The sequence below is a fragment of the Klebsiella sp. GB_Kp047 genome (genome assembly GCF_040065235.1).
In the GTDB taxonomy this organism is placed as follows: Bacteria; Pseudomonadota; Gammaproteobacteria; order Enterobacterales; family Enterobacteriaceae; genus Klebsiella; species Klebsiella quasipneumoniae.
This window is the reverse complement of sequence record NZ_JBEAJG010000010.1, coordinates 43,757-61,814: the sequence shown is the minus strand read 5'-3', so window position 1 is coordinate 61,814 and position 18,058 is coordinate 43,757. Positions and strand designations below refer to the sequence as shown.

Genomic DNA, 18,058 nt, shown 5'->3' with positions numbered 1-18,058 from the left:
GAACCAGGGAATGCCGGTATCAAAAACCGGTGCCTTACCGCTTGGCGATACCCCAATACCGTCGCGGTGACCCGCAAATATCGAAGAAATATGGCTGGGGTACCTGGATTCGAACCAGGGAATGCCGGTATCAAAAACCGGTGCCTTACCGCTTGGCGATACCCCATCCGTACAACGCTGACTGGTGAATGGTGCGGGAGGCGAGACTTGAACTCGCACACCTTGCGGCGCCAGAACCTAAATCTGGTGCGTCTACCAATTTCGCCACTCCCGCAAAAAAAGATGGTGGCTACGACGGGATTCGAACCTGTGACCCCATCATTATGAGTGATGTGCTCTAACCAGCTGAGCTACGTAGCCATCTTTTTTTCGCGTAACCTTATCGGCGTTGCGGGGCGCATTATGCGTATTGGGCCTGCGAGCGTCAACCTCTTTTTCAAGGAAAATCGTTGTAATGTGACTGTTTGGTTAGGTTGCGAACAGCTCGCTGCAATAATCGGCAATTATTGGTTATTTATCGTTTTTCAGCGGCATAATTCCCGCAAAAAGAAAACGGACCCCGGAGGGTCCGTTTCGCGTATCAACGCCTGTCAGGGCTTATTTATAGGCCGACTGGTGGACGCCTACCGCGCGGCCTGACGGATCGTTCATGGTTTTGAATGCTTCATCCCACTCAATGGCTTTAGCAGAAGAGCAGGCCACCGACGGACCGCCAGGGACACACTCCGCCGCGCTTGGCAGCGGGAACAGCTCTTCGAAGATCTCGCGGTACAGATAGCCTTCTTTGGAGGTCGGCGTGTTGTACGGGAAGCGGAAGCTTGCGGTTTCCAGCTGCTGGTCGCTGATCTGTTTCGCGGCCACTTCTTTCAGCGTATCGATCCAGCTGTAGCCGACGCCGTCAGAGAACTGCTCTTTCTGCCGCCAGGCAACGCTGGCCGGCAGATAGGATTCAAAGCATTCGCGCAGCACGTGTTTTTCCATTTTGCCGTTGCCGCACATCTTATCCTGCGGGTTGATGCGCATCGCCACGTCGAGGAACTTCTTGTCAAGGAACGGCACGCGGGCTTCCACGCCCCAGGCGGACATCGCTTTGTTGGCGCGGGCGCAGTCAAACATATGCAGCGCCTGCAGCTTACGTACCGTCTCTTCGTGCAGTTCTTTGGCGTTCGGCGCCTTATGGAAGTAGAGGTAGCCGCCGAACACTTCGTCCGAGCCTTCGCCGGAAAGCACCATTTTGATGCCCATGGCTTTAATTTTCCGCGACATCAGGTACATCGGCGTCGAAGCGCGAATAGTGGTCACATCGTAGGTTTCGATGTGATAGATAACGTCGCGGATCGCATCCAGCCCTTCCTGGACGGTAAAGTGAATTTCATGGTGCACGGTGCCGAGGTGGTTAGCCACTTCCTGCGCCGCTTTCAGGTCAGGAGAGCCTTCCAGACCGACCGCGAAGGAGTGCAGCTGCGGCCACCAGGCTTCGCTACGCTCCTGATCTTCGACGCGACGGGCGGCAAATTTCTTGGTGATGGCGGAGATGACCGAAGAATCAAGGCCGCCGGAGAGCAGCACGCCGTAGGGGACGTCGGACATCAGATGGCTTTTCACCGACTCTTCCAGTGCCTGGCGCAGCTCGTTCTTATCGGTAACGTTGTCTTTTACCGCGTCGTAATCGAACCAGTCGCGCTGATAGTACTGGCGAATTTCACCGTCTTTGCTCCACAGGTAGCTCCCCGCCGGGAACTCTTTAATGGTGCGGCACACCGGCACCAGGGCTTTCATTTCAGAGGCGACATAGAAGTTGCCGTGTTCGTCATGGCCCATATACAGCGGGATAATGCCGATATGGTCGCGGCCGATTAAGTACGCGTCTTTTTCGCTGTCGTACAGGGCGAAGGCGAACATCCCCTGCAGGTCGTCGAGGAACGCCGGGCCTTTTTCCTGATACAGCGCGAGGATCACTTCGCAGTCGGAGCCGGTCTGGAACTGATAGCGGTCGCCATATTCCGCGCGCAGCGCCTGATGGTTGTAGATTTCGCCGTTAACGGCCAGCGCATGGGTTTTTTCGGCGTTGTACAGCGGCTGAGCGCCGGCGTTGACATCGACAATCGACAGGCGCTCGTGCGCCAGAATCGCTTTGTCGCTGGCATACACGCCAGACCAGTCCGGACCGCGATGGCGCATCAGGCGGGAAAGCTCCAGCGCCTTTTTACGCAGCTCGCCTGCGTCAGTTTTAATATCCAGTACGCCAAAAATAGAACACATAGCCTTCTCCATTACCCTGTCGTGTTTGATGTTGTGCTGGCTTCGTCTCGTGGCGAAGCCTGAGTGCGTGCTTAAGAAAATGCCGTAAAGGGGGAGCAGGCGCAAGGGTTTTACGGCTGGAAAAAGAAAAAACGCAACTGCGATTGTTGAATAGTAAAAAAAGAGTATCTTTTGAACGGCTTCATTGAAGAATACGCAATTTTAAGCCGTTTTTATTAGATATGGTACTTTTGGCAGGCGTCAAAAATGAACAACCACGTCCTGAGACGTGGCTGACATTAGAAAATATCGATTTCCGCGACGGAGGGGTAGATCCACGACGGGCGGAACGGCATGCTGTCGATGTCGTCGAGGGTCGAGACTCCGGAGAGCACCAGAATGGTCTCCAGCCCCGCCTGGAAGCCAGCCAGAATGTCGGTGCGCAGATTGTCGCCGACAATCACCGTCTGTTCGGAGTGGGCCTGCATTTTGTTCAGCGCTGAGCGGATGATCCACGGGCTGGGTTTACCGACGTAAAACGGCTTACGGCCGGAGATCTTCTCGATCCCGGCGCACAGGGCGCCGCAGGCCGGGTAGAAGCCGCGACCGTGAGTATCCGGGTTAGTGGCAATGAAGCGGGCGCCATTGGCGACAAAGAAGGCCGCCTTATGCATCATCTCCCAGTTAAAGGACCGGGTTTCCCCGACGATGACAAAATCCGGGTTGACGTCGGTAATGGTAAAGCCGGCTTTGTACAGCTCGTGGATCAGCGCCCCTTCACCCACCACATAGGCTTTCTTACCTTCCTGGCGGCGCAGAAAATCGGCCGTCGCCATCGCCGAGGTGTAGAACGCGCTATCCGGAACCTCAATCCCGGCGGTGGCGAAACGGTTCGCCAGATCCTGGCCGGTTTGCGACGGGTAGTTGGTCAGCATCACCAGCGGCATGCCTTTCTCGAGGATGCGCTTGATAAACTCGGCAGCGCCGGGAACGGCGACGTTATCGTGCATCAGCACACCGTCAATATCACAAATTATGTTTTGAATGGTCATGGTGGGTCCAGAATCATTATCAAAGACGAAACTATACGCGTCATTGATGAGGTTTCACACCTCTGACGGGCGATGCCCGCCAACGACAGAGCGACGCGCTTATCAATAAAGGGGGGCGGTTAGCTCTCAAGCAAGCGCTGCAGCAGCGTGCCATTGAGCATGGCGCGTTTGACCAGCGCGAAGGCGCCAATCGCTGAGCGATGATCGAGGGTGGAGCGCACCACCGGCAGGTTCTTACGAAACGCCTTCAGCGCCTGGGCGTTAATGCAGCCCTCAATGGCCGGGAGCAGCACTTTCTCGGCTTCCACAATTTCGCCGGCGATGACGATTTTTTGTGGATTGAACAGGTTGATGGCGATGGCGATCGTTTTTCCGAGATGACGCCCTACGTACTCGACCACTTCGCAGGCCAGGGCATCGCCTTTGTTGGCCGCTTTGCAGATGGTTTTGATGGTGCAGTCATCGAGGGTCAGACGGCTCTGATAGCCCTGCTCCAGCAGGTGGCGAACGCGATGTTCGATGGCGGCATTAGCTGCGACGGTCTCCAGACAGCCAAAGTTGCCGCAGTGGCAGCGCTCGCCCAGCGGGTCGACCTGAATATGGCCGATTTCGCCGACGTTGCCGTTACGGCCGATAAAAATGCGTCCGTTGGAGATGATCCCCGCCCCGGTGCCGCGGTGCACGCGCACCAGAATGGAGTCTTCGCAATCCTGGCTTGCGCCAAAATAGTGCTCGGCCAGCGCCAGGCTGCGGATATCGTGTCCGACAAAGCAGGTAACGTTGAAGCGTTTTTCCAGCGCCCCGACCAGGCCCCAGTTTTCCACCGCAATGTGCGGCATATAGCGGATCACCCCGCTTTCCGGATCCACCAGCCCCGGCAGGATCACCGAGATGGCGATCAGCTCGCGAATTTTGCGCTGACAGTTTTCAATAAAAGTGGCGATGATATTCAGCAGGGCGTGTTCCAGCGTTTCCTGGGTGCGCTCGGGCAGCGGGAAATGCTCCTCTTCCAGGGTCTTGCTGCTTAAATCATAGAGGGTGAGAGTGGCGTCATAGCGGCCAAGGCGCACGCCAATGGCGTTGAAGTTGCGCGTCTCCGCAATGATGGAGATGGCGCGGCGCCCCCCGGTGGAGGCCTGCTGATCGACTTCTTTGATCAGGCCGCGCTCAATAAGCTGACGCGTGATTTTGGTCACGCTGGCAGGGGCAAGCTGGCTTTGTTCCGCGATCTGAATGCGCGAGATAGGCCCATGCTGGTCAATCAGGCGGTACACGGCCGCGCTGTTCAGTTGTTTTACGAGGTCAACGTTACCAATTTGAGCTTGTCCGCCTGCTGTCATACTTTTACTTACTCAGTGACGACCTCGTTACCATTAACGATGGTCTTGGTGATTTTATAATCGCGTGTAAAGGCGGTCAGGTTAGCGACCATACCCGGCGCAATACTGCCGAGCTGCTTGTCCACACCAATGGCGCGCGCGGGATAGAGCGTCGCCATGCGCAATACTTCGTCCAGCGCCACACCGCAATGCTCAACCAGATTACGTACCCCTTCAATCATGGTCAGGGAAGATCCGCTGAGGGTGCCGTTTTCATCTACGCACAGCCCGTTGCGGTAGTATATTGTTTTCCCGGCAAAAATGAACTGGTCAATATTCGCCCCCGCCGGCGCGGTGGCGTCGGTGACCAGGCACAGTTTGTCGCCTTTCAGGCGCTTGGCGTTGCGCACGTTGGCGTAATCGACGTGCATCCCGTCGACAATAATACCGCAGTAGACATCCGGCTCGTCAAAAATCGCCCCGGCCAGACCCGGTTCGCGGCCAGTAATGTACGGCATTGCATTATACAGGTGGGTGGCGAAGGTAATGCCTGCGCGGAAGCCCACTTTCGCCTCTCTCAGCGTGGCGTTGGAGTGGCCCGCGGAGACGACGATCCCGGCGGCGACCAGTTTGCGGATCACTTCCGGCTCAACGCGCTCAGGGGCGAGGGTCACTTTGGTGATCACATCGGCGTTGTCGCACAGGAAATCGACCAGCGCCGCGTCCGGTTTACGCACATAGTCCGGGTTGTGGGTGCCTTTCTTGACGATATTCAGCCACGGTCCTTCAAGATGCAGACCCAGCGCCTGGTTCGGGTGCTTTTGCAGGTATTCGCGCATCACGCGCACGCCTTGCTTCATCAGATCGTCGCTGGAGGTAATCAGCGTCGGCAGGAAGCTGGTGCAGCCTGAGCGTTCGTTGGCCTTCTGCATGATCTCCAGCGTGTCGACAGTGACCGCGTCAGGGCTGTCGTTAAACTGCACGCCGCCGCAGCCGTTGAGCTGGACGTCGATAAAACCGGGGGCGAGGATGGCGCCGTTGACTGAGCGCTGCTCGATGTCAGACGGCAAATCTGCCAGCGGACAAAGACGTTCGATAAGGCCATTAGCGATAACAACCGCATGGTCATCAAGAATTTCATGACCGGTATAAACCCGGCCCTGGGTTAATGCATACATTACGACCCCCGGTATATACGCCTCATCAGGCCCGGGTACGTTCGTTTGCCGCCGGCATGATGATGCATACAAAGAAAAAGATGGTCCCGCGCAAATCGCGGGACACGACTACATTACAGACCTTTAATATTTTCAGCTTCTAATTCGTTGAAATATTTCAGTGTCTTCACTTTCAGCTCCATGGTAGACGGTTCGTCACAGACGATCACCGCCTTCGGATGCAGCTGCAGACAGGTAATGGTCCACATGTGGTTGACGTTACCTTCTACCGCCGCCTGCAGCGCCAGCGCTTTCTGATGGCCCAGCACCAGAATCATTACCTCTTCTGCGTCCAGCAGGGTGCCCACGCCGACGGTTAGCGCATATTTCGGCACCAGATCCACGTCGCCGTCGAAGAAGCGGGAGTTCGCCACGCGGGTTTCATGGGTCAGGGTCTTAATACGGGTACGAGACGCCAGAGAGGAGGCCGGTTCGTTAAACGCGATGTGACCATCGTTGCCCACGCCGCCCATGAACAGGTGGATTTTACCGTAGGAACGAATTTTTTCTTCATAGCGACGGCATTCCGCATCGATGTCCGGCGCGTTACCATTCAGCAAGTTGATATTTTCTGCCGGAATATCAACGTGGTCAAAGAAATTACGGTGCATGAAGCTATGATAGCTTTCCGGATGCTCTTTCGGCAGGCCAACGTATTCATCCATGTTGAAGGTGACGACGTGTTTGAAGCTAACCTGGCCTGCTTTATGCATTTCAACCAGCGCCTTGTAGGCGGTGAGTGGGGTGCCGCCGGTCGGCAGTCCCAGGACGAACGGACGGTCCGCGGTTGGTTTAAATGCATTAATGCGGTTAACGATATGGCGGGCAGCCCATTTACCGACCTGCTCAGCGGTTACCAGGGGGATCAGTCTCATTCTTCACCTCTATAGTTAAAGTAGATTCTGGCGGATTGGCGCCAGCACTCTGAGGAGAGTATTGCAGCAACTGCGCCGACCGGGGTCAATCCGTGTTGATTTTTTGAATGATAAAATAAGTTTTCGATGTTAGCCAGTGTAAGGGAGGGGGGAATACGATATTTGGTGATAATTATCACAAAAAATACCCGTTTAATTTGCGATACGAATTAATTTTTCACACACTTTGCCGGTAAGTGATAAAACCGACCTTGTTACACAATAAAAAAGTGGCTTTGAAAATGAGCCTCATCGGGGTCTCATAGGGGGAATAAGATGAATATTTTAGGTTTCTTTCAGCGGCTGGGTAGGGCGTTACAGCTCCCTATCGCAGTGCTGCCGGTCGCAGCATTGCTGCTGCGTTTCGGGCAACCAGACCTGTTGAATGTACCCTTCATCGCGCAAGCGGGTGGGGCTATCTTCGACAACCTGGCGCTGATCTTTGCTATCGGTGTGGCGTCAAGCTGGTCCAAGGATAACGCCGGTTCTGCGGCGCTGGCCGGGGCAGTAGGTTATTTCGTGATGACCAAAGCGATGGTCACCATCAATCCGGAAATTAACATGGGCGTACTGGCCGGTATCATTACCGGTCTGGTAGCAGGGGCGGTGTACAACCGCTGGGCCGGCATCAAGCTGCCGGACTTCCTGAGCTTCTTCGGCGGCAAACGCTTCGTGCCGATCGCCACCGGCTTCTTCTGTCTGATTCTCGCGGCGATCTTCGGCTACGTCTGGCCGCCGGTGCAGCACGCTATCCATGCGGGCGGCGAGTGGATCGTTTCCGCAGGGGCATTGGGTTCCGGTATCTTCGGTTTTATCAACCGTCTGCTGATCCCGACCGGCCTGCATCAGGTGCTGAACACCATCGCCTGGTTCCAGATTGGTGAGTTTACTAACGCCGCAGGCGCCGTGTTCCACGGCGACATCAACCGCTTCTACGCCGGCGACGGCACCGCGGGGATGTTCATGTCCGGCTTCTTCCCAATCATGATGTTTGGTCTGCCGGGCGCGGCGCTGGCGATGTATCTGGCCGCTCCGAAAGCGCGTCGTCCAATGGTGGGCGGTATGCTGCTGTCTGTTGCCATCACCGCGTTCCTGACCGGGGTAACCGAGCCGCTGGAATTCCTGTTCATGTTCCTGGCTCCGCTGCTGTACCTCCTGCACGCGGTACTGACCGGTATCAGTCTGTTCATCGCAACGGCGCTGGGCATTCATGCGGGCTTCTCCTTCTCCGCCGGCGCCATTGACTACGTGCTGATGTACAGCCTGCCGGCCGCCAGCAAAAACGTCTGGATGCTGCTGGTGATGGGCGTGGTCTTCTTCTTCGTCTACTTCCTGCTGTTCAGCGCGGTGATCCGCATGTTCAACCTGAAAACACCGGGTCGTGAAGACAAAGCCGCTGACGTGGTAACGGAAGAAGCTAACAGCAACACTGAAGAAGGCCTGACCCAGCTGGCGACCAGCTATATCGCCGCGGTGGGCGGAACGGACAACCTGAAAGCGATTGACGCCTGTATCACCCGTCTGCGTCTGACCGTGGGCGATTCGGCGAAAGTGAACGACGCCGCCTGTAAACGTCTCGGCGCATCCGGGGTGGTGAAACTGAATAAGCAAACCATCCAGGTTATCGTCGGCGCGAAGGCAGAGTCTATCGGCGATGAGATGAAAAAAGTGGTTGCCCGCGGCCCGGTAGCGGCAGCGGCAACCGCACCGGCTGGCAACGTCGCCACCGCAGCGCCAGCGGCTAAACCGCAGGCGGTAGCGAACGCGAAGACCGTTGAGTCGCTGGTTTCGCCGATTACCGGTGACGTGGTGGCGCTCGAACAGGTGCCGGACGAAGCCTTCGCCAGCAAAGCCGTCGGCGACGGTATCGCGGTGAAACCGACCAGCAACATCGTTGTCGCGCCAGCGGCGGGTACTGTGGTGAAAATTTTCAACACTAACCACGCGTTTTGCCTCGAAACCAACAACGGTGCGGAAATCGTCGTCCACATGGGTATCGACACCGTGGCGCTGGAAGGCAAGGGCTTCAAGCGTCTGGTTGAAGAGGGCACGGACGTGAAGGCGGGCGAGCCGATTCTGGAAATGGATCTGGACTTCCTCAACGCCAACGCGCGCTCGATGATTAGCCCGGTAGTCTGCAGCAATAGCGATGACTACAGCGCGCTGGTGATACTGGCGAGCGGTAAGGTCGTAGCCGGCCAGACGCCGCTGTATGAGATTAAAGGCAAGTAAGGCTCCTGAGTCGAGTTTATGCCTCAGCGGCGAAGGGAAACCTTCGCCGCTTTTTTTTCCAGCAATCGGCCCCATAATCCTCTTCTGATACCTATTTTACGTAACTAATAGTTGTCACTACGCCCTGCTTGTAAGATCATGTGCCGTTATACGTTGTTTACGCTTTGAGGAACCCGTGATGAGTGAGGCAGAAGCCCGCCCGACTAACTTTATCCGTCAGATCATTGATGAAGATCTGGCTACCGGTAAGCACACCACCGTTCACACCCGCTTCCCGCCGGAGCCGAACGGTTATCTGCACATTGGCCATGCGAAATCCATCTGCCTGAACTTCGGCATCGCCCAGGATTATCAGGGCCAATGCAACCTGCGTTTCGATGACACCAACCCGGTGAAAGAAGATATCGAATACGTGGAGTCGATTAAAAACGACGTGCAGTGGTTAGGTTTCCACTGGTCCGGGGACGTTTGCTACTCGTCTGATTACTTTGATCAGCTGCATCAGTATGCGGTTGAGCTGATCAACAAAGGCCTGGCCTACGTTGATGAACTCTCTCCTGATGAGATCCGCGAATACCGCGGCACCCTGAAAGCGCCGGGTAAAAACAGCCCGTATCGCGACCGCAGCGTGGAAGAAAACCTGGCGCTGTTCGAAAAAATGCGCAGCGGCGGCTTCGAAGAGGGCAAGGCCTGCCTGCGCGCGAAGATCGATATGGCGTCGCCGTTCATCGTGATGCGCGATCCGGTGCTGTACCGCATTAAGTTCGCTGAGCATCATCAGACCGGCAACAAGTGGTGCATCTACCCGATGTACGACTTCACCCACTGCATCAGCGATGCGCTGGAAGGAATTACCCACTCGCTGTGTACCCTGGAGTTCCAGGACAACCGTCGTCTGTACGACTGGGTGCTGGACAACATCAGCATCCCGGTTCACCCGCGCCAGTACGAATTCTCGCGCCTGAATCTCGAATACACCGTGATGTCCAAGCGTAAGCTGAACCAGCTGGTGACTGAGAAGCACGTGGAGGGCTGGGACGATCCGCGGATGCCGACCATCTCCGGTCTGCGTCGTCGCGGCTACACCGCCGAATCCATCCGCGAATTCTGCAAGCGTATCGGCGTGACCAAGCAGGACAACACCATTGAGATGGCGTCGCTGGAGTCCTGCATTCGCGAAGATCTCAACGAAAACGCGCCGCGCGCGATGGCGGTGATCGATCCGGTGAAACTGGTTATCGAGAACTACCCGCAGGGCGAAAGCGAAATGGTGGCGATGCCGAACCATCCGAACAAGCCGGAGATGGGCAGCCGCGAAGTGCCGTTCAGCGCGGAAATCTGGATCGACCGCGCGGACTTCCGTGAAGAAGCCAACAAGCAGTACAAGCGTCTGGTGCTGGGCAAAGAAGTACGTCTGCGCAACGCCTACGTCATCAAAGCGGAACGCGTGGAGAAAGATGCCGAAGGCAATATCACTACTATCTTCTGCACCTACGATGCCGACACCCTGAGCAAAGATCCGGCTGACGGCCGCAAGGTCAAAGGCGTGATCCACTGGGTGAGCGCGGCGCATGCGCTGCCGGTAGAGATCCGTCTCTACGATCGCCTGTTCAGCGTACCAAACCCGGGTGCAGCGGAGGATTTCCTCGCGGTGATCAATCCGGAATCGCTGGTGATCAAACAGGGTTACGCGGAGCCGAGCCTGGCGCAGGCGGAAGCCGGTAAAGCTTACCAGTTTGAGCGTGAAGGTTACTTCTGCCTCGACAGCCGCTATGCAACCGCAACCAGTCTGGTGTTTAACCGCACCGTCGGTCTGCGCGATACCTGGGCGAAAGCAGGCGAATAACATTTTCCCTACCGTCAAAGCGCCGCTCTCTGCGGCGCTTTTTTTGTTTCAGAATCAGCCAATTACTCTTTTTATTTTCGCGAAGCGAATTAATTCTGTTTCGCTCCGGAAATAAATAACGCTTCTGATATTTCCTGTCTCATATAAAAAACCAATGTAATCGCTTTCAGCCTTCGCATTTTTCCCTGATTTAGCAATGACTTCCATGACAAAATCATCAGAGATAAGACTGTAACAAAACGACATAAATTATGTGCGCTTTGTCATAATCTTAAGCTTTGCCTCACGAAAAACATTGATAATTCGCGTCACGAAAAATAGTCTATCTACAGTGGTTTCGCGGCCTTTTTCGCCGCCCCACATTTTGCAGTTTTATTTATTTTTTAGCGAATGACCTCTGGTCTTCGCCTTTTAAAACGTCAAAGAGGATATGCACATGCGTACGTTTAGTGGCAAACGTAGTACGCTGGCGCTGGCTATTGCCGCCGTCACCGCGATGTCGGGCTGGGTTGTGATTCCGCAGGCCAGCGCAGCAGGCTTTATCGATGATTCTACTTTAACCGGCGGTATCTATTACTGGCAGCGTGAGCGTGACCGTAAAGATGTGACCGACGGCGATAAATACAAAACCAACCTTTCCCACTCCACCTGGAACGCCAACCTGGACTTCCAGTCCGGCTATGCCGCCGATATGTTTGGCCTTGATATTGCGGCGTTTACCGCGATTGAAATGGCGGAGAACGGCGACAGCGGTCACCCGAACGAAATCGCCTTCTCGTCGCGCAACAAAGCCTATGACGAAGACTACTCCGGCGATAAGAGCGGCATCAGCCTGTATAAAGCCGCCGCGAAATTCAAATACGGTCCGGCGTGGGCGCGCGCGGGCTACATCCAGCCAACCGGTCAGACCCTGCTGGCGCCGCACTGGAGCTTCATGCCGGGGACCTATCAGGGGGCGGAAGCCGGGGCCAACTTCGACTATGGCACCGCGGGCGCGTTAAGTTTTTCCTACATGTGGACGAACGAGTATAAAGCGCCATGGCATATCGAAATGGATGATTTCTACCAGAACGATAAGAAGACCAAAGTTGATTATCTTCACTCCATCGGCGCCAAATATGATTTCAAAAACGACCTGGTGCTGGAGGCGGCATTTGGTCAGGCTCAGGGCTATATCGATCAGTACTTTGCTAAAGCCAGCTACAAGTTTGACGTCGCCGGCGCACCGTTGAGCACCAGCTACCAGTTCTACGGCACTCGCGATAAGGTCAGCAACGGCGGGGTCAACGACATCTATGACGGCACCGCATGGCTGCAGGCGTTAACCTTTGGCTATAAAGTAGCGGATGTGCTGGATCTGCGTCTGGAAGGGACCTGGGTGAAGGCCGATGGGCAGCAGGGCTACTTCCTGCAGCGTATGACCCCGACCTACGCCTCCTCCAACGGTCGTCTCGATATCTGGTGGGATAACCGCTCCGACTTCAACGCCAACGGCGAAAAAGCAGTCTTCTTCGGCGCGATGTATGACATGAAAAACTGGGATATGCCGGGCTGGGCGTTTGGCGCGTCTTATGTGTACGCCTGGGATGCGAAGCCTGGCAGAATGGCTTCTCCGGATGCGTACTATGACCCTGACTATCGCCTGAAAGAGTCGGCCTATAGCCTCGATGCCATGTATACCGTGCAGGAAGGCCGGGCGAAGGGCACGCTGTTTAAACTGCACTTTACCCAGTACGACAACCATTCCGATATTCCGAGCTGGAGCGGCGGCTACGGCAATATCTTCCAGGATGAGCGCGACGTGAAGTTCATGGTTATCGCCCCGTTCACCATTTTCTGATGCCTGCGCGGCGGGCGTGAGCCTGCCGCACCTCTGGGAGAACGACTATGAAAAAAATGCTGCTTATTGCCATAATGGCATCGGCTCTGGTGGCCTGCACCACGTCCCCGGCCCCGAAAGAAGACACCAAACTGAAAGATGCCTATAGCGCCTGTATTAATACGGCGGAAGGCAATCCGGACAAGATTGAAGCCTGCCAGAGCGTACTGAATGTCCTGAAAGAGGATAAACAGCACCAGCAGTTTGCTAACCAGGAGAGCGTCCGGGTGCTGGATTACCAACAGTGTATCCAGGCTACCCGCACCGGCAACGATCAGGCGGTAAAAGCGCGCTGCGACCAGATCTGGAAAGAGATCCGCAGCAATAATTCGACCCATTAAGCCAGACGGCAGCGGCAAACGGGCGGAGCATATCTCCGCCCGTTTGCTTTTTTAGCGCTGACTCTCCGCCGGCTGATAGCCGCGACTCAGGCGCACAAACAGCAGCGCGGTGGCAATGAACCCGCACAGCGCAGCGCACATTAGCCACCATCCCGGCGCGCTTTTATCGCCGGTAAGCTCGACCAGGGCAGTGGAGATAGCCGGCGTCAGGCCGCCGAAAATGGCGGTGGCGAGGCTGAAGGCCAACGAAAAGCCCACGGTGCGGACATAAACCGGCATCACTTCGGTGAGGGCCGCCACCATCGCGCCGTTATACATGCCAAAGAAGAACGAAAACCACAGCAGGACCAGCGTCATACGGGTGAAATCCGGCGCGGCGGTAAGCCAGTGCATCACCGGCCAGGTGGTGAGCAGCGCCAGCACGGTAATTCCCATCAGCACCGGGCGACGACCGATCCGGTCAGAGATGGCTCCGCCAATCGGTAACCAGATGAAGTTGGAGATGCCCACCAGCATGGTTACCAGCAGACTGTCGCGGGCGCTGAGGTGCAGCACCGCTCTGCCGTAGGTTGGCGTATAGACGGTAATAAAGTAAAACGTGGTGGTGGTCATCGCCACCAGCAGGGTCCCCGCGGTAATAATGCGCCAGTTCCTGGCGATGGTGGTCAGGATCTCTTTGTATCCGGGCGATGTTTACGCTGCAGGAATTCCTCGGTTTCCTGCAGTGAGCGGCGCAGCACGAAAATCAGCGGAATGATCAGGCAGCCAATAAAGAAGGGGATGCGCCAGCCCCAGGCGGCGATCTCCTCATGTTCCAGCGTGGCGTTCAGCGCATAGCCGATCAGCGCCGCCATGATGATAGCCACCTGCTGGCTGGCGGACTGCCAGCTGGTATAGAAGCCTTTATTGCCCGGTGTGGCGATTTCAGAGAGATAGACCGACACTCCGCCAAGCTCGACGCCCGCCGAGAACCCCTGCAGCAGACGGCCCACTAACACGAGGATCGGCGCCAGCACACCGATAGTCTGATAGCCAGGGACCAGGGCGATGAGTAGCGTCCCGCAGCCCATGATCGCCAGGGTAACCATCAGCCCTTTGCGGCGACCGATTCTGTCGATATAGGCGCCGAGCACCACCGCGCCGATGGGACGCATCAGGAAGCCCGAACCAAATACCGCAAAGGTGAGCATCAGCGCCGCGAACTCGCTCTCCGCCGGAAAGAAGGTGCGGGCGATATAGGTGGCGTAAAAGCCAAACAGGAAGAAGTCGAACTGTTCGAGAAAATTACCGCTGGTCACGCGGAGGATAGCGCCGACGGTGCCGGCGCGGGTGGGTTGTTGGGTCATAGGGGGTGCTCTCCATTGTCTTTATCTTGTTGTTATCGGGTGCAGAGGGGGTAGGTCAGTCGCCGGCGACGCCCACCTGTTTTCCGCGGCGTTTCTCAATCGCCCACTTGAGTAACGCCGCACAGCGATAAAATCCGTGGGCGAATTTTCCATACGGCAGGGTTAAGAACAGGGCCATCACCACCCCGAGGTGGATGGCGAGCAGGATGCCCATCCACGAGGTATCCCGCCCCGCCAGCAGCGCCAGGCCAGTGAAGCTGGTCAGCAGCAGCAGCAGAATAAATCCGCGATCCATCGGCTTCTGCCGCGCGTCGCCGTGCAGCGGCGAGCGGCGCAGGTTCAGCCACAGCAGGCCCGCCGGGCCGACCAGCAGGCCGATGCCGCCGAGGGTGCCGAGCAGCACCGGCAGGCTGAAGAACGGGTAGGGGGCTTCCCGGCCGGCGATATAGTGATAGCCCGTGGCCACCACGGTGGCGGCGAAGCAGAGCATAAAACCGTAGAAGGTGCAGTGGTGGAATCGGCGGCGCAGCAGGGTGAAGGCGTCATCGGCTTCGTTGCAGCCTTTCCCGTGGCCGCCGTCGAGATATTTCAGCGTCAGCGCATCATGGGATGCCTTTGCGATATCAATCGGTTGCGGCTGGCCAGAGGAGATCTCGCGCCAGAAGCGGATCACCCCGGTCATCAGTAAGCCAATCGCCAGCACAAAGACCGAGCCAAACATCCACGCCAGCAGGTTATGGGGGAATATCTGGTAGAAGTCGCCTGCCAGCGGCGGATGAAGCAGCGAGCCTTTGAGCCCCATCGCCAGCAGCAGAAAGACAATCAGGCCGCCGACCAGCGCCAGCACGGTGGTCATGCCGGCCCGGCGGTACAGGCTGCCAAAGGCGGCGGGCTGGGCGTAGTATTGATAGGTCTCGAGCCGGACTTCGGCCATCGCCTTCGGCACGTTAATGGCGAACTCGTGCGGTGGCGCGTACTGGCAGGCGTGCAGGCAAGCGCCGCAGTTATGGCACAGGTTAGCCAGATAGTTGATATCCGCCTTGCCAAAGGCCAGGCGCTGGGTCATCGCCGGGAAGACGGCGCAAAACCCTTCGCAGTAGCGGCAGGCGTTACACACCTGCATCACCCGTTCGACTTCCGCTTCCGGTTCGGTGATGATCTGCGCGTCAATGATCAGCTTTTCAAGCGACTTCATGGTGTTTCTCCTGCTGCGCCGCCCGGGCGGCTTGCTGGCCGGCGATACGGCCGAAGGTGGTGCCGATCGACATCCCGACGCCGGCGGTGTAGCCCTTGCCCAGCACGTTGCCAGCCATCATTTCCCCGGCGACGAAGAGATTACGGCTGGGTTGACCGGCGAAATGGACGGCGGCGGTGTCGTCGACGTAGAGCCCAAGGTAGGTGAAGGTGATCCCCGGACGCAGGGCGTAGCCGTAGTAAGGCGGCGTATCGATGGGGCGCGCCCAGTGAGTTTTCGCCGGGGTGAGGCCGGAGGTCGCGCAGTTATCCAGGCGGGTGTGATCGAACTGGCCCGGCGCGCAGGCGGCATTATAGTCGGCGATGGTTTGCGCTAAGCGTTCGCCGTCAAGCCCCAGCTGGCGGGCCAGTTCCGCGATGGTATTGGCCTGAGCGCCGGGAAAGACCGGGGGCATAAAGTGGCCGATGGCTTTGCTGTCGATGATCGAGTAGCCGATCTGTCCGGGCTGGTGGGCGACCAGTCGGCCCCAGATGGCGTAGCGTTTAGGCCAGAAATCTTCCCCTTCATCATAAAAGCGCACGGCATCGCGGTTGACCACCACCCCCAGCGAAACGCAGTCGACGCGGGTGCAGATCCCGCCGTCATAGAGCGGCGCCCGGGCGTCAATGGCGACGCAGTGGGACTGAGAAGGATCGCCGATGATATCGGCCCCAGCGTCGATCATAAACTTGAGCAGCACCCCCTGGTTGAAGCGCGTGCCGCGGATGAGAAAGTTATCGGCGGGCCATTCGCCGCGGTCATTTTGCCCCCAGGCCTCGCGCAGCCACTCGCGGTTGGATTCAAATCCGCCGGCGGCGAGAACGCAGCTTTTCGCGACAATCCGTTCCTCGCCCGCCAGCGCGGCGACAAATTCACCGTTGCGCAGCTCCAGGGCCTGCACCGGCGTGTTGTAGCGGATCTGCACCCCCATCTGCTCTGCGCTGCGGTAATAGGCATTGACCAGCGCTTTGCCGCCGCCCATAAAAAAGGCGTTGGTGCGGGCCACGTGCAGGGCGCCGGAGAGCGGCGGCTGAAAGTTAACCCCGTGCTGGCGCATCCAGTCCCGGCACTGGGATGAGGTGCGGATCACCAGCCGGGCCAGCGCTTCGTTGGTGTTCCCTTCGGTGACGCGCAGCAGATCCTGCCAGTACTCCTCTTCCGGGTAGCTGTCGACCAGCACGTCCTGTGGCGCATCGTGCATACAGCGCAGGTTACGCGTGTGCTGCGAGTTGCCGCCTCGCCACTCCCGCGGCGCCGCCTCCAGCAGCAGCACCGAGGCGCCGGCTTCCCGGGCGGTTAAGGCGGCGCATAGCGCGGCATTGCCGCCGCCAATGACCAGTACATCCACCATTATCGGTTCCCTTGTAATTTAATTAATTGTTAAATTTGTAATGGGAATGTAGGCGGTAACGGCGGCAGGGCGCTATGGCGTAGCGCTAAAGAGGGGTTTAGTTAACGTAAAGGGTAGCACCTGGCCAGCGATCGGACTCCACCAGCTGGCGCATGACTTTGCTCAGTATTACCCTTGCCGCAAGGCCTGCCGGGGTGAGCTCATCATCCGACAGGCTGACCAGAAAGTTGGGGCGGCTGAGGACCGGATTAGCGATGCCGATCACCCTCAGCGCCTGATGGTCGAGATGGGAAATGGCGGCCCCGGGCTGCAGGGTGGCGCCCAGCCCGCTGCGCACGGCCTGCATCAGCAGGGCCAGACCGTCAATGTCCGCCACCACCTCAACGCTGAGGTTGTGCTGCTGGCAAACCGCCTCCAGCCTGCCGCGCAGGCCGTGGCCCTGGCTTGGCATAATCAGCGGCAGGGTGGTGAGCTGGTCAGGGGATACAGGATCATCCGGCAGCGAGGCCAACAGCGCATGGGTGCCAATCAGGAACAGGCGCTCTTCGAGCACCGGTCTGGCGCTCCAGCGCAGGATCTTCTCCTGCTGGAAGACGATGGCTAAATCCAGCTGGCGGGTGTTGATCATCCGCTCCAGATTCCCGGAGAGGCTTTCCACCAGGTGCAGGCGGACGTCGGGGTAGCTCTCGCGCATCGCGTTGATGAACGGAACGCCAAGAACGGAGGCGGTACTGGGGGCCATGCCGACGCTGACGTGGCCCGACAGCCGCGCCTCGCGGGCGGCGAGGATGGCATCATCGGCATGACGCAGCGCCAGCTGCGCCTGTGAGTAGAAAGCGAGGCCCGCGCTGGTGGGCGTCACGCCGCGGGAGGTCCGCTGCAGGAGGCGAATGGCCAGCTCATTTTCCAGACGCGCGATCTGCTGGCTGAGCGCCGAGACGCCGATATTCAGATCGAGCGCGGCGCGGCCCATGCTGCCGGTTTCAACAATGCGCGTAAAATAGCGTAGCTGGCGAAGTTCCATATCAACTCTCCGGACAAAGCGGGGACTCGCGAGGGGCGCCGCCGGGACGTGAGCGGGAAGCG

12 protein-coding genes, 3 tRNA genes and 2 pseudogenes are annotated in these 18,058 nt (G+C 57.7%); 4 read left to right on the top strand and 13 right to left on the bottom strand.

What is annotated here, in order from left to right; genetic code table 11:
• Positions 1–91: 91 nt before the first annotated feature.
• From ABLV76_RS07050 to nagB, 8 genes are all read right to left on the bottom strand, one after another.
• Positions 92–166 (bottom strand) — tRNA-Gln (locus ABLV76_RS07050).
• 23 nt (positions 167–189) lie between these two features.
• A tRNA-Leu gene (locus tag ABLV76_RS07045) sits at positions 190–274 on the bottom strand.
• Between the two features lie 9 nt (positions 275–283).
• A tRNA-Met gene (locus ABLV76_RS07040) sits at positions 284–360 on the bottom strand.
• A gap of 237 nt (positions 361–597) precedes the next feature.
• A complete protein-coding gene (asnB, locus tag ABLV76_RS07035; protein WP_004885914.1) occupies positions 598–2,262 on the bottom strand; it encodes an asparagine synthase B in 1,665 nt (554 codons plus the stop codon).
• Positions 2,263–2,540: 278 nt separating this feature from the next.
• Positions 2,541–3,293 (bottom strand): HAD-IIA family hydrolase, encoded by a 753-nt coding sequence (locus ABLV76_RS07030; protein ID WP_004885918.1) that lies wholly within the window; start codon positions 3,291–3,293, stop codon positions 2,541–2,543.
• Positions 3,294–3,412: 119 nt separating this feature from the next.
• Complete coding sequence (locus tag ABLV76_RS07025) at positions 3,413–4,633, bottom strand: N-acetylglucosamine repressor (protein WP_004885919.1); 1,221 nt, start codon at positions 4,631–4,633, stop codon at positions 3,413–3,415.
• An 8-nt stretch (positions 4,634–4,641) separates the two neighbouring features.
• The gene (gene nagA / locus ABLV76_RS07020; RefSeq protein ID WP_064183002.1) at positions 4,642–5,790 is read right to left on the bottom strand and encodes an N-acetylglucosamine-6-phosphate deacetylase; all 1,149 of its coding nucleotides are present in this window, start codon (positions 5,788–5,790) and stop codon (positions 4,642–4,644) included.
• Positions 5,791–5,903: 113 nt separating this feature from the next.
• Positions 5,904–6,704, bottom strand: coding sequence for a glucosamine-6-phosphate deaminase (gene nagB, locus ABLV76_RS07015; protein ID WP_002894749.1), 801 nt, complete (start codon positions 6,702–6,704; stop codon positions 5,904–5,906).
• A gap of 315 nt (positions 6,705–7,019) precedes the next feature.
• Here nagB and nagE point away from each other — a divergent pair, with 315 nt between their 5' ends.
• Both nagE and glnS read left to right on the top strand, forming a co-directional pair.
• Positions 7,020–8,975, top strand: coding sequence for a PTS N-acetyl glucosamine transporter subunit IIABC (gene nagE, locus ABLV76_RS07010; RefSeq protein ID WP_064183003.1), 1,956 nt, complete (start codon positions 7,020–7,022; stop codon positions 8,973–8,975).
• 178 nt (positions 8,976–9,153) lie between these two features.
• The gene (glnS, locus tag ABLV76_RS07005; protein ID WP_004885933.1) at positions 9,154–10,821 is read left to right on the top strand and encodes a glutamine--tRNA ligase; all 1,668 of its coding nucleotides are present in this window, start codon (positions 9,154–9,156) and stop codon (positions 10,819–10,821) included.
• A 54-nt stretch (positions 10,822–10,875) separates the two neighbouring features.
• On the opposite strand, the pseudogene ABLV76_RS07000 reads toward glnS, so the two are convergent.
• Positions 10,876–11,184, bottom strand: a pseudogene (locus tag ABLV76_RS07000) (methionine synthase).
• A 73-nt stretch (positions 11,185–11,257) separates the two neighbouring features.
• Between ABLV76_RS07000 and chiP the strand changes: the two are divergent.
• The gene (gene chiP / locus ABLV76_RS06995; RefSeq protein ID WP_017901425.1) at positions 11,258–12,661 is read left to right on the top strand and encodes a chitoporin; all 1,404 of its coding nucleotides are present in this window, start codon (positions 11,258–11,260) and stop codon (positions 12,659–12,661) included.
• A gap of 47 nt (positions 12,662–12,708) precedes the next feature.
• Positions 12,709–13,041 (top strand): ChiQ/YbfN family lipoprotein, encoded by a 333-nt coding sequence (chiQ, locus tag ABLV76_RS06990; RefSeq protein WP_004885941.1) that lies wholly within the window; start codon positions 12,709–12,711, stop codon positions 13,039–13,041.
• A 51-nt stretch (positions 13,042–13,092) separates the two neighbouring features.
• Here chiQ and ABLV76_RS06985 read toward each other — a convergent pair.
• From ABLV76_RS06985 to tcuR, 4 genes and pseudogenes are all read right to left on the bottom strand, one after another.
• Positions 13,093–14,387 (bottom strand): annotated as a pseudogene (locus tag ABLV76_RS06985) (MFS transporter).
• A 55-nt stretch (positions 14,388–14,442) separates the two neighbouring features.
• The gene (gene tcuB, locus ABLV76_RS06980) at positions 14,443–15,582 is read right to left on the bottom strand and encodes a tricarballylate utilization 4Fe-4S protein TcuB (protein WP_049003862.1); all 1,140 of its coding nucleotides are present in this window, start codon (positions 15,580–15,582) and stop codon (positions 14,443–14,445) included.
• Entirely contained in the window at positions 15,569–16,972 is a 1,404-nt protein-coding gene (tcuA, locus tag ABLV76_RS06975; RefSeq protein ID WP_017901423.1) for an FAD-dependent tricarballylate dehydrogenase TcuA, read from the bottom strand. Before tcuA ends, tcuB begins: the two co-directional genes overlap by 14 nt.
• 97 nt (positions 16,973–17,069) lie before the next feature.
• A complete protein-coding gene (gene tcuR / locus ABLV76_RS06970) occupies positions 17,070–17,996 on the bottom strand; it encodes a tricarballylate utilization LysR family transcriptional regulator TcuR (protein WP_004885949.1) in 927 nt (308 codons plus the stop codon).
• Positions 17,997–18,058: the final 62 nt, after the last annotated feature.